Consider the following 11,891-nt stretch of genomic DNA (forward strand, 5'->3'; position numbering starts at 1 on the left):
GCCCGCAGGAGGGCCGGTCCCTTCCCGGCGGCGCACAGGAGAATGGGGGGGACGGACTGGTCCAGCACCCGCTCTACACGGCAGGGGATGGTGTTTTCCCCTGCCGCGGCAAGGGAGAGCGCCCGGCTCTGGACCGCCACATGGGTGAGTCCCTGGGGCAGAGGGGACGCGCAGCGCAGGGTGACCCCCCAGTCCAGGGCCTCCACCCGGCCGTCGGGACAGGCTCTGGCCCGGGAGAGGTTTTTGCAGCCGGAGAGCAGACAGGAGGCCACCGTATCCGGCGCGCGGAGAAGCTGGGGCACGGTGCGCAGGCCCTCCGACCTGCCCCGGTCCAGGACGCACACGTCCCGGCACAGGCGCTCCACCTCGTCCCGGCTGTGGGTCACCAGCACCACCGGACCTTCAAAGCCGGACAGCACGTCCAGCAGCTCCAGCTCCACCTGCCAGCGCAGGTAGCTGTCCAGAGCGGAAAGAGGCTCGTCCAGCAGCAGGACCCCAGGTTTTCCCGCCAGAATGCGCCCCAGCGCCACCCGCTGCTGCTGCCCGCCGGAGAGCTGGGCGGGACGCCGGTGCTCCAGGCCGCGGAGGCCCAGCCGCTCCACCAGACCGGTAAGCTGCGCCTCCTTTTCCCTCCGGCTGCCCGTCATGCCGGCGCGGAGATTGTCCCGCACCGTCATGTGGGGAAAGAGGGCGTAATTCTGAAAGAGCAGCCCCACCCCCCGCTTCTGGGGCGGCAGGTTGATGCCCTTTTCCTTGTCAAAAAGGACCTTGCCGTCCAACACGATGCGCCCGGCGTCGGGGCGGACGATGCCGGCGATGCACCGGAGGGTCATGGACTTGCCGCAGCCAGACGCCCCCAGCAGCCCCAGCACCCCGTCCCCTGTCTCAAAGGACACGTCCAGCCGGAAGGAGCCGAAGTCCTTGCGAATGTCCACCAGAAGAGACATCAGCCCACCTCCCGCGCCGGCGCGGCGTTTTTTTTGTCCTTTCGCTCCAGCAGATTCACCGCCAGCAGCACCACCGCCGAAATGCACAGATTGACCAGCACCCACCGCATGGCGCCTTCGTCGTCGCCGGTGCGCCAGAGCTGATAGACGGTGGTGGAGATGGTGGCGGTCCGGCCGGGGGTGTAGCCGGCGATCATGGCGGTGGCGCCGTATTCGCCCAAAGCCCGGGCAAAGGCCAGGACGGTACCGGCCAAAATACCCTGGCGGCAGACCGGCATCCGCACCCGCCAAAACACCCAGGTGTTGGACCGGCCCAGGGTACGGGCCGCGTCGGCCAGGTTCTGATCGAAGGACTCAAAGGCCCCCCGGGCAGTGCGGTACATGAGTGGAAAGGCCACCACCGCCGAGGCGAAGATGGCGGAGTACCACACCATGGTGAGCCGGGCGTCGAAGACCTGGGCAAACCACAGGCCGATGGGACGCTGAGGACCCAGCAGCCGGAGGAGAAAATAGCCAACCACCGTGGGGGGGAGCACCAGCGGCAGGGTGAGGACCACATCCAGCGCGCCCTTGGCCCAGCGTGGGAGCTTCGCCACATAGTAGGCCGCCGCGATGCCCAGGAAGAAGATCAGCACCGTGGAGACGGCGGCGATGCGCAGCGAGTTAAAAAGCGGATACCAGTCCAAAGGCATTCCCCTTTCCAAAACGGATGTGCTTCATGGCAAAGGCGGTCAGCTCAGCACCGTGAAGCCTACGCCCTCCAGCACCGCGTGGGCGTCGTCGCTGGTGCGCAGGTAGTCCAAAAAGTCCTGGGCGGCGGCCATACCCGCCTCGGTGCCGCACTTCATGACGGCGGCGGGGTAGATCACCTGACCGCACAGGTCCTCGGTGGCCTGGTCCACCACGGTGAGCTCGTAGGTGTTGGCGTCGGTGGCGTAGATGATGCCGCAGTCCACCGCGCCCTCCTTGACCTGGGTGGCCACCTCGGAGACGTTGGAGGCATAGGTCACCTTACCGGCGTCCTCCAGGGCGGCGAGGTCGATGTTCAGCGAGGCGAGGATGTCCAGCGAGTACGCGCCCACCGGCACCGAATCGTTGCCCAGACAGAGGAGGGAGAGCTTGTCGGAGGCCAGGTCCTGGAAGGACTGGATATCCGCCGGGTTGCTGTCCGGCACCGCCAGCACCACCTTATTTTCCAGCAGGTCCACCCGGGTGTCGTGGTTGACAAAGTCCAGGCCGTCCTCGTTCTGGCCGGAGGTGTCGGCGGCGTCCAGCTGGTTCATCTGCTTGGGGGCGGCGGAGATGAAGAGGTCGCACACCGCGCCCTCCTGGATCTGGTCCTTCAGGGTGCCGGAGGAATCAAAGGTAAAGACCAGATTGACGTTGGGCTCCACCTCTTTGTACTGATCGGCAATTTCCGTGAGGGAGGCCTCCATGGAGGCGGCGGCAAAGACCACCACGTCCACCGGCTCACCCTGGTCCTGGGGCGCGGCGGAGGGCTGGGTGCTGGGCTGTGAGGCGGTGGAGGAACAGGCGGAGAGGCCCAGGCAGAGGGCCAGGGCGGCGGACAGGATACCGATTTTTTTCATGTTTGATACAACTCCTTCGCAAAATGGCAGGTCGGCCCGTTTCCAGACCGGCCCAGTGGCCGGCCGCCCTAGCCAAAGCCGTAGGCGGTGCGGCTCGAAGTTTTGAACGCTGGGGATAATAGAGAATCTATCCTCCTTTCTAAATGATCTTTCCCAAAATATAAAACCGCCGGGAATACCGGAGGTGGGAAGCCATCAGGCGCGGGCACAGTTGCCGTCCAGCCCTTTCAAAATGGCCAGACCGTGGGAGAGGGAGGGCAAAATATATTCCAGACATTCCCGGACGGCCTTGGGGCTGCCAGGGAGGTTGATGATCAGGGACTCTTTACGGATACCGGCGGCGGCCCGGGTGAGCATGGCTCTGGGGGTGATTTGCAGGGAGAAGGCCCGCATAGCCTCGGGGATACCGGGGGTCTCCCGCTCGATGACGGCGCGGGTGGCCTCGGGGGTGCGGTCCCGGGGGGAGAAGCCGGTGCCGCCGGTGGTAAGGATCAGGTCGGCGGTGTGCTCGTCGGCCAGCTGGGCCAGCAGGGCGGAGAGCTGGTCGGGGTCGTCGGGCAGGAGGGCGGTATGGACCACGGGATATCCGTTTTCCTTCAAAATCTCCTGAATGATGGGGCCGCTGCGGTCTGCACGGGTCCCCGCCGCGCCGGAATCGCTGAGGGTGATGACCGACGCCCGGAAGGGCAGCTCATAGCGGATCTCATCCCCCACGGACAGGTCTCCTCCCTGGAGCACTTTACTGAAAACCCCTTCCCGGGGCATGATGCAGTCCCCCATCTTCTGAAAAATCTCGCAGCCGTGGTGGCACTCCTTACCGATCTGGGTCAGCTCCAGAACCACGTCTCCGGCGTAGAACCGGGTGCCGATGGGCAGCTTGGCAAAGTCGATGCCGGACACCACCAGATTTTCTCCAAACGCGCCGTAGGCCACCTCGGCGCCTCTGGCCCGGAAGGCCTCGATTTTCTCCAGCGACAGGAGGGACACCTGCCGGTGCCATTTTCCGGCGTGGGCGTCGCCGTCCACCCCCCAATCGGCGATGAAACGGGCCTTACCCACGTCCTTCTTTTGCGTCCCCTTTCCGGGGCTGGTACAGATTGCCATAATCGTTGCCATGGAATATCCCCCTAAATGATGAAATGTTGACTTTCTCTGTGAGAGTATGTTTGCCCTGCGCGGGCGGCGCCAGGCCCTTTTCCCGAAAAGGGCCTGGACCAAAAGGGGCAGAAGGGGGGATACCCCCCTTCTGCACTTCCCCCAGGTGCCGCAGCGTAAAGAAGCAGAACTTACCGAACGAGCGTCTATGGAAGCTTTCTTTGCCTACTTTCTTTCTCGAAAGAAAGTAGGTTAGCCGCCGATTTGGTGCATGTTGTGGGATTCGTCGTTGGGGCGGGCAGCTGTGCCGAAGTGATGCTGCAAGGGCTTGCGGGCCAGTGCGCCGGCAATGGCGGCTTGCAGCTCGGACTGGGTGGCTCCGCCCCGCAGAAGGGCGCGCAGGTCCACGCCGGTGTCGTATTGCAGGCAGGTTTTCAGAAAGCCGGTGGCGGTCAGCCGGACCCGGTTGCAGCTTGCGCAGAACTGATGGCTCACCGCGCTGATGAAGCCGATCTTGCCCCGAAAACCGGCGGGGGCGCAGTAGCGGCCCGGTCCGGCGCCCGGCGGCGGTGCGCAGGAGAGGAGAGGGCCGAAAGCAGCCTCCAGCCTGGCCCGGACCTCCTCCTCGGTGCGGCGGGGGAGGGACCCGCCCAGCCCAATGGGCATCAGCTCAATGAACCGGACCGACAGCGGCCGGTCTTTGGCCAGGGCCGCCAGAGGCACCAGTTGGCCGTCGTTTTCCCCCATGGGCACGCAGTTGAGCTTGACGGTGAGATTGGGGGTGGAGAGCGCCGCGTGGAGTCCTTCCAGCGCCTGGGGCAGCAGATCCCGGCGGGTGATGGCGGCGTATTGCGCCCGGTCCAGGGTGTCGAGACTGAGATTGACGGCGGTGAGACCGGCATCCAGCAGACTGGGCAGCTGTGGGGCCAGATCCACGCCGTTGGTGGTGAGGGAGATGGAGGAGACCTCCGGCAGAGCGCGGAGGCCGGCCACCAGATGGGAGAGCCCCCGGCGGACCAGCGGCTCCCCGCCGGTGAGGCGAAAGCGCCGGAAGCCCAATACGCAAAACGCGCTGCAAAGGGTGAGGATCTCCTCGTAGGTCAGTAAATCCCCGTGGCTGAGCCAGTCCACGCCGTCGGGCGGCATACAGTAGCGGCAGCGCAAAGAGCACCGGTCGGTGACCGAAATACGCAGATAGTCGATAACGCGGCCGTATCCGTCGGTCACAGGGGCACCTCCTCCAGCAGTTGGCCCAGGATGATGCGGGCGGCTCCTTCGCCGTCCCCCAGGGGCAGGGTGGGCACGTTGGGGAGGGAGAGCGGCAAGTCGGTGACCAGGGCCAGCAGGGTGGACGGGTCACACACCGGAGCGTCGGAATTGCCTCCGCGGACCACCTCCAGCTTGGGCCAGTGAGAGTGCTTGAAGCCCTCCAGCAGAATGAGGTCGGCGTCGGGGAACCGGTCGATGAGGTCATGCTCATCCACCTTGCCCCGGCGGACCACCTTGTACTTTTCCCCGTCGAAAATGGCGGTGCCCCAGGCGCCCGCCGCCATATGCCGGCCGGTGTCGGTGCCCTCCGGGTCGGGGAGAAAGGCGTGGCCGTCGTGCTTGACGGTGGCCACTTTCAAACCGGCGGCGGTAAAGTGGGGGAGCATGGCCTCGATGAGAGTGGTCTTGCCGGAATTCTTTACGCCGCTGACGGCAACCACCGCCGGACGTTTGCGCCCGTTGTTGCGAAACACGCCGGACTTTCCACCTTCTTTATAGGTGAGGTGGATATTCTCAATGACCATGGACTTGTCCACCGCTTTGCACATATCGTAAATGGTGAGCAGGGCCACCGAAACGCCGGTAAGAGCCTCCATCTCCACGCCGGTGCGGGCGTCCAGCCGGGCGGTACACTGGGCCAGAATGGCGCACTCGTCGGGCAAAATGGTAAACTCCACCGCCGCGTGGGCCAGCGGCAGAGGATGACAGAGGGGGATCAGCTCCGAGGTCCGCTTGGTGGCCATGATGCCCGCCACCCGGGCCACGCCCAGCACGTCGCCCTTGGCGGCGGTGTGCTCCGTGACCGCCTTGAGCACGGCGGGAGACACCCGGATCTTGCCCTCCGCCACCGCCAGACGGCGGGTGGGGGACTTGGCGGACACATCCACCATAATGGCGTTGCCCTGGTGGTCAAAGTGATTGAATTTGGGTTCCATGAAAACCTCCTAAAGGAGCCAGACCGTCACGCTCCGGCCGGGCTCCATGGGGGGCGCGCCGGCGGGGAGCTCTGCCAGACAGTTGCACCCCAGCATGGAAAAGAGCGCGCCGGAGCTGTGCTGTTCCCCCAGAATCACGCCGCCCTGTTGATAGCGCCCCCGCAGGAAGCGGCGGACGGGGCTGGATTTGGGGAAGGGCGTTTGCAGACGGCCTTGGGTTTTGGTGAGCGCAAAGTGGGACTCGCCGGACAGCGCGGCCAGAACGGGCCGGGCCAGCAGTTCAAAGGTGGCGGCGGCGGCAAAGGGATTGCCCGAGAGGGAGAGAATGGGCTTTCCCCGAAAGCGGGAGAAGCGGACCGGAGTCCCCGGCTTGAGGGCCACCTTCCAAAAGACCGGCTCCGCCCCCAGGAGAGGGAGGGCCTGGTGCAGAATGTCCCGGTCTCCCACCGACACGCCGCCGGTGGTGAGGAGCAGGTCGCACTGTCGGAGCAGCTCCTCCATCTGAGCGGCGGCAGCCTGGGGAGAATCCTGGGCGCGGGCGGCGGTGACCTGAAGAATGCCCAATTCCCGCAGCCGGGCGGTAAGCAGCGAGAGATTGGCGTCGTAGATCTTGCCCGGCGGCAGGGGGTAGCGGTCCGGGGGGACGATTTCGTCGCCGGTGACCAGCAGTCCCACCGACGGACGGCGGTGCACCGGCACGGCAAAGACCCCGGCACTGGCCAGCACCCCGATGGAGGGGCTGTCCAGCCTGGTCCCGGCGGGGAGCAGCAGGGTACCGGCCCTATAGTCCTCCCCCCGGCGACAGACATTCGCGCCGGACGGTAAGGAGGCGTAGAGAGCGACGGTCTCCCGGCCGTCGTCGGTGTCCTCCAGCCGGAGGACGCAGTCACAGCCCCGTGGGAGCATGGCCCCCGTCATCACCCGCATGGCCTCGCCATGGCAAAGCGCCCGGCTGGGCACGCCGCCGGCGTAGACGGTCTCTATGACCGGCAGCGTTACCGGCGTTTGGGGAGACGCGCCGGAGGTATCGGCGGCTTTTAAGGCGTAGCCGTCCAGCGGGGAGCGGTCAAAGGGCGGCTGGTCGCCGTGGGCGCGGATATCGTCCGCCAGCGTGCGCCCCAGCGCTTCACCAAGGGGCAGGACTTCCACGCCCAGAGGCTGTAAATCGCCGGTCATCTCCTCCAGCGCTTCCTCCAGAGAGAGAAAGGTACGCATGGTTTTTATGCCTCTTTTCCGAAGGGACAGACGGGATAGTGACATTCGGCACAGCCCAGGCACAGCCCGCCGTGGCCCAGCCGGGCAAGATCGGCCTTGCTCACCGGCACATTGGCCAGCACCCGGGGGAGGATCAGGTCAAAAATGGTGGCCTTGGCGTACATCACGCAGCCGGGCAGGCCCATAACCGGGGTTTTATCGGCGAAATAGCCCAGCAGGAACATGGCGCCGGGCAGCACCGGCGCGCCGTAGGCCACCACCTCCGCGCCCGAGGCCTTGATGGCCCCCGGCGTCTGGTCATCCGGGTCCACGCTCATGCCGCCGGTACACAGCACCAGCTCCGCGCCGCTCTCCCGGGCGGCCTGAATGGCGGCCACGATTTGTTCCCGGTCGTCCGGGACTTTGGTGTGAAATACCACGTCTACGCCAAGATCAGCCAGCTTTTTTATCAGCACCGGGGTGAACTGGTCCTGGATGCGGCCATAAAAGACCTCGTTACCGGTGGTGACCACGGCGGCGGTTTTGCGGACGAAGGGGAGGAGCTCCAAAAGCGGCGCAGACCCGGCGGCTTGCTCTGCCTCCTGCAATTTCGTCTCCGCGATGACCAGCGGGATCACCCGCATCCCCGCCAGCTTGTCGCCGGGGCGGACCACCGTATTGGTGTGGCGGGTGGCGATCATCAGCTCCCCCACCGCGTTTACCGCCATCAGCCGGTCCACGTCCACCCGAAAGAGGCCGGTGCAGTTTGCTTTCAGCTCAATCTTGCCCTCTTTTACCGGTGTGGGGGTCATGTGGGCGTTGCGGCACAGGGCCAGCAGCCGGTCGGCCCCCTCGTTTTCGTGGAGCATCCCCTCCGTCTTTTCCCAGACGTAGAGCCGGTCCTTGCCCATGGAGAGGAGGAGAGGGATGTCCTCCTCGGTGACGATGTGTCCTTTGCGGAAGGCGGCGTCCTTGGTGACGCCGGGGACGATGCGGGTCAGGTCGTGGCACAGCACATGACCCACGGCCTCTTGGGTGGGGATACATTTCATGGCGAAGGCCCTCCTCAAAAAACAAAAATGGAAGCGCCGCCTGATTTGGCAGCGCTTCCACAAACACAAAAAGACCGGCAGGGCACAGCAGGGCCCGGCAGGGTGGAAAGCAGCTCCTTTTCAATCAGGAAGGCCGGACCGTTTCCCGTCCGACCCGCGGCGCGGCGGCATAGGCCAAAGACCCGTAGCCGTCTTTGCTCGGAGCATATAAAAGACACCTCAATTATACGATGGAGCCGAAAAAAACGCAAGGGATGCAGAAAAATTTTGAGGGATATGACGAAGAGAAAAAGAAAGGCTTGTTCCGGCGCTTCCGGTGGGCTATCATGGAGAAAACGGGAAAAGGATGGTGGAAACGGTGGGGGACGTGATACGGGGCCGGTTTGCCCCCAGCCCCAGCGGGCGGATGCACCTGGGCAATGTATTTACGGCGCTGTTGGCCTGGCTGTCGGTGCGCGCCAAAGGAGGTACGCTGGTTTTGCGGATGGAGGATCTGGACCCGGACCGGTGCCGGGAGGAATACGCCCAACAGCTGGCGGAAGATCTGGTCTGGCTGGGCCTTACCTGGGACGAGGGATACGGAAAGAGCGGACCCCACGGACCCTACCGGCAGAGCGAACGGACCGATTTCTATGCCGGGCAGTTTGCAGCACTGGCGGCGCAGGAACTGGTGTATCCCTGCTACTGCACCCGGGCCCAGCGCCTGGCGGCCTCCGCCCCCCACCGGGCCGACGGAAAACTGGTCTATGACGGGCGGTGCCGCCATCTCAGTCAGGAGGAGCGGCGGGAACTGGACAAAACCCGCCGGCCGGCCTGGCGGGTGGCGGTGCCCGACGAAGAAATTTTCTTCACCGACGGCCACCTGGGTCCTTACCGGGAGCGGCTGGATCTGGACTGCGGGGATTTCATCATCCGGCGGTCCGACGGGGTGTACGCCTATCAGCTGGCGGTGGTGGCCGACGACGGAGCAATGGAGATCAATGAGGTGGTCCGGGGGCAGGACCTGCTGGACTCCACCCCCCGGCAGCTTTTTCTATACGAAAAGCTGGGCTATCGTCCGCCGGAATTTTACCACGTGCCCCTGCTGGTGGACCCGGACGGGCGGCGGCTCTCCAAGCGGGACGGCGATCTGGACCTGGGGGCGCTGAAGGAACGATTCACCGCGCCGGAGATTGTGGGACGGCTGGCCTTTCTGGCGGGACTGACGGACGCGCCGGAACCGGCCATGCCGGCAGAGCTGCTCCCTATCTTTGCCTGGGAGAAGGTGCCGGCACGGGATGTGACGGTGGACCGGACCCTGTGGCAAAAGCCCCGCGTCCCTTGACTTTTGCCGGGGAAATGAATACAATAGTAGGGCTTGAAGAGACGTGCCGCCTGCGGGCGGCGCTTGCGAGATATTTTGCTGCAAAGGATGGAAAGAGATATGGCACAGGACAAAAAGCAGGTGGAACAGATCACCGATATGGAGGTAGACTTCGGCAAGTGGTTTACCGACGTGTGCAAAAAGGCGGAGCTGATCGACTACTCCTCCATTAAGGGTATGTTCATCTACCGGCCCTACGGCTACGCCATCTGGGAGAACATCCAGAAGGAGCTGGACGCCCGGTTCAAGGCCACCGGACATGAGAACGTGGCCCTGCCCATGCTCATCCCCGAAAGCCTCCTCCAGAAGGAGAAGGACCACGTGGAGGGCTTCGCCCCCGAGTGCGCCTGGGTGACCTACGGCGGCTCCGAGAAGCTGGAGGAGCGCTACTGCATCCGGCCCACCAGCGAGACCCTTTTCTGTGAGCACTATAAAAACATCATCCACTCCTGGCGGGACCTGCCCAAGCTCTACAACCAGTGGTGCTCCGTGCTCCGCTGGGAAAAGACCTCCCGCCCCTTCCTCCGCCACCGGGAATTCCTGTGGCAGGAGGGCCACACCATGCACGCCACCGAGGAGGAGGCCCGGCAGGAGACCCAGCAGATGCTCAACATCTACGCCGACTTTCTGGAAAACGTGCTGGCCATGCCGGTGGTCAAGGGCCGCAAGACCGACAAGGAGAAGTTCAACGGCGCCGAGGAGACCTATACCGTGGAGTGCATGATGCACGACAAGAAGGCCCTCCAGGCCGGCACCAGCCACTACTTCGGCGACGGCTTCGCCAAGGCCTTTGACATCACCTTTACCGGCAAGGACAACCAGCCCCACTACCCCCACCAGACCTCCTGGGGCGTGTCCACCCGTATGATCGGCGGCATCATCATGACCCACGGCGACAACAACGGTCTGGTCCTGCCGCCCCGCATCGCCCCCATCCAGGTCATCATCATCCCCGTGGCCCAGCACAAAGAGGGCGTCATCGAGGCCAACCAGGCCGTCATGGACCGCCTGAAGGCCGCCGGCTTCCGGGTGAAGATGGACGACTCCAACCAGTCCGCCGGCTGGAAGTTCGCCGAGTATGAGATGAAGGGCGTCCCCCTCCGCCTGGAGCTGGGCCCCAAGGACATCGAGAAAAACCAGTGCGTGCTGGCGCGCCGGGACAACGGCGAAAAGGCCTTCGTCTCCCTGGACAACATCGAGGAGACTGTGGGGACCATGCTGGACGCCATCCATAACGGCCTGTACGCCAAGGCCAAGCAGAACCTGGAGAACAACACCTACGCCTGCTCCACCATGGAGGAGGTCAAGGAGAAGATGTCCACCCAGGGCGGCTTTGCCAAGACCATGTGGTGCGGCGACGAGGCCTGCGAGCTGCGCATGAAGGAAGAGGCCGGGGTTACCTCCCGGTGCATCCCCTTTGCCCAGGAGCACCTGGGCGACGTGTGCCCCGTGTGCGGCAAGCCCGCCAAGCACATGATCTACTGGGGCGTGGCCTACTGATTTTTCCAACTTAACATACGAAAAGAGTCCCGGACCGGTGTCTGGGACTCTTTTTTGCGCTTTTTGGTGTCTTATCCGTCTTGTAGGGGCGGCCTTTATGGCCGCCCGCGTTACGCCTGCAAGGGCTGCGGGCGACCACAAGGGTCGCCCCTACGAATGCCTGCGTTTCGGTGGCCCGTAGGGGGCGGACATTGTCCGCCCCGCCGTTCATGCGGGGATGTTGGTCTATTTCCGCCGGGGATAGGGTTTTCTTTCGTCGGTCAGTCCCAGCAGATAGTCCACGCTGGTGTCATAGAAAACGGCAAGATTTTTTAGTACCTCTGTGGGAATGTCTACATCTCCCCGCTCATAATTGCTGTAAATTCGCTGGCTGCAATGAAGAATTCCTGCCAATTCCCGCTGTGTCAAGTCTCTATCCTCTCTCAGATCCCGCAGGCGCTGATATTTCATGCGTTCCACCTCAGAGAAAGCATACAGTCATGTTTTTCTAGGCTTGAATTTTAGCGAATTTTTCGCTAAAATTATTTTGAGGGTGATTTTGATGGATTTATACAAGGAGATTTTAGTGGAGGTATTGTCGCGGGAACGGGCGGAGGTCCGGTTTCCGGGACTGGAGATGGACGCGGAAAAAATCGTGGAAACGGTGTGTTACCGTGCGCTGTGCCGGATACGGGACATCATACAGGACGACAGCTTGTCGGACAAGGAATGTTTTCACAAAATTGAGGAGATCATATGTACGCTGGAGGCGCTGGGCAGCGACGGAGGGGCGCGTCATGATTTCGGATAAAAGCACAGGGGGCGCGGAAAGAAAATTAGTGGTTGCAATTCAGAAAAGTGTAGGTTTGTCAAACATATTGGACAGTGAACTCAGAGGGGGAAAGCCAGCCCAGGGGCCTCATGGGAAAGTTGTTTGAGCGGCGGTTGTGGACAGCAAGTTGCTTGGA

Annotated in this window: 12 protein-coding genes, 1 pseudogene and 2 riboswitches; of the genes and pseudogenes, 3 read left to right on the forward strand and 10 right to left on the reverse strand. The window is 63.6% G+C overall.

The window, feature by feature from the left end:
- From H7U37_RS13090 to H7U37_RS13125, 9 genes and pseudogenes are all read right to left on the reverse strand, one after another.
- The coding region (locus H7U37_RS13090; RefSeq protein WP_204876352.1) for a sulfate/molybdate ABC transporter ATP-binding protein at nucleotides 1–947 on the reverse strand (947 nt) is incomplete at its 3' end.
- Nucleotides 947–1,633, reverse strand: a complete 687-nt coding sequence (gene modB / locus H7U37_RS13095) for a molybdate ABC transporter permease subunit (protein ID WP_204876353.1) — start codon at nucleotides 1,631–1,633, stop codon at nucleotides 947–949. The genes modB and H7U37_RS13090, both read right to left, overlap by 1 nt.
- Nucleotides 1,634–1,678: 45 nt before the next feature.
- Nucleotides 1,679–2,536, reverse strand: coding sequence for a molybdate ABC transporter substrate-binding protein (gene modA / locus H7U37_RS13100; protein ID WP_204876354.1), 858 nt, complete (start codon nucleotides 2,534–2,536; stop codon nucleotides 1,679–1,681).
- A riboswitch (molybdenum cofactor riboswitch) is annotated at nucleotides 2,532–2,648 on the reverse strand. (Overlaps the previous gene by 5 nt.)
- 83 nt (nucleotides 2,649–2,731) lie before the next feature.
- Nucleotides 2,732–3,652 (reverse strand): MOSC domain-containing protein, encoded by a 921-nt coding sequence (locus H7U37_RS13105; protein ID WP_204876355.1) that lies wholly within the window; start codon nucleotides 3,650–3,652, stop codon nucleotides 2,732–2,734.
- Between the two features lie 231 nt (nucleotides 3,653–3,883).
- A complete protein-coding gene (gene moaA, locus H7U37_RS13110; protein WP_204876357.1) occupies nucleotides 3,884–4,858 on the reverse strand; it encodes a GTP 3',8-cyclase MoaA in 975 nt (324 codons plus the stop codon).
- The gene (gene mobB, locus H7U37_RS15850) at nucleotides 4,855–5,373 is read right to left on the reverse strand and encodes a molybdopterin-guanine dinucleotide biosynthesis protein B (RefSeq protein WP_338049835.1); all 519 of its coding nucleotides are present in this window, start codon (nucleotides 5,371–5,373) and stop codon (nucleotides 4,855–4,857) included. The genes moaA and mobB overlap by 4 nt, the downstream gene beginning before the upstream one ends.
- A pseudogene (gene moaC, locus H7U37_RS15855) lies at nucleotides 5,359–5,835 on the reverse strand (cyclic pyranopterin monophosphate synthase MoaC); the annotation flags it as partial. The gene mobB and the pseudogene moaC, both read right to left, overlap by 15 nt.
- 9 nt (nucleotides 5,836–5,844) lie before the next feature.
- A complete protein-coding gene (locus tag H7U37_RS13120) occupies nucleotides 5,845–7,050 on the reverse strand; it encodes a molybdopterin molybdotransferase MoeA (protein ID WP_204876366.1) in 1,206 nt (401 codons plus the stop codon).
- A 5-nt stretch (nucleotides 7,051–7,055) separates the two neighbouring features.
- Nucleotides 7,056–8,081 (reverse strand): molybdopterin-binding protein, encoded by a 1,026-nt coding sequence (locus H7U37_RS13125; RefSeq protein ID WP_204876367.1) that lies wholly within the window; start codon nucleotides 8,079–8,081, stop codon nucleotides 7,056–7,058.
- Nucleotides 8,082–8,178: 97 nt separating this feature from the next.
- Nucleotides 8,179–8,297, reverse strand: a riboswitch (molybdenum cofactor riboswitch).
- A 130-nt stretch (nucleotides 8,298–8,427) separates the two neighbouring features.
- Here H7U37_RS13125 and gluQRS point away from each other — a divergent pair.
- Together gluQRS and proS are read left to right on the forward strand one after the other, a co-directional pair.
- Nucleotides 8,428–9,405 carry a tRNA glutamyl-Q(34) synthetase GluQRS gene (gene gluQRS / locus H7U37_RS13130; RefSeq protein WP_204876373.1) on the forward strand — a complete coding sequence of 326 codons (978 nt, stop codon included), beginning with the start codon at nucleotides 8,428–8,430 and terminating at the stop codon, nucleotides 9,403–9,405.
- Nucleotides 9,406–9,504: 99 nt separating this feature from the next.
- Nucleotides 9,505–10,944: a proline--tRNA ligase gene (gene proS / locus H7U37_RS13135; RefSeq protein WP_204876368.1), complete on the forward strand. Its 1,440-nt coding sequence runs from the start codon at nucleotides 9,505–9,507 to the stop codon at nucleotides 10,942–10,944.
- A gap of 225 nt (nucleotides 10,945–11,169) precedes the next feature.
- Here proS and H7U37_RS13140 read toward each other — a convergent pair whose 3' ends face one another.
- Nucleotides 11,170–11,394, reverse strand: a complete 225-nt coding sequence (locus tag H7U37_RS13140; protein ID WP_204876369.1) for a helix-turn-helix domain-containing protein — start codon at nucleotides 11,392–11,394, stop codon at nucleotides 11,170–11,172.
- A gap of 91 nt (nucleotides 11,395–11,485) precedes the next feature.
- On the opposite strand from H7U37_RS13140, the gene H7U37_RS13145 reads away from it, so the two are divergent.
- Nucleotides 11,486–11,734, forward strand: a complete 249-nt coding sequence (locus H7U37_RS13145; RefSeq protein WP_204876370.1) for a hypothetical protein — start codon at nucleotides 11,486–11,488, stop codon at nucleotides 11,732–11,734.
- The last annotated feature ends 157 nt before the right edge of the window (nucleotides 11,735–11,891 follow it).

This window comes from Pseudoflavonifractor phocaeensis (assembly GCF_016901735.1).
Lineage (GTDB): Bacteria > Bacillota > Clostridia > Oscillospirales > Oscillospiraceae > Pseudoflavonifractor_A.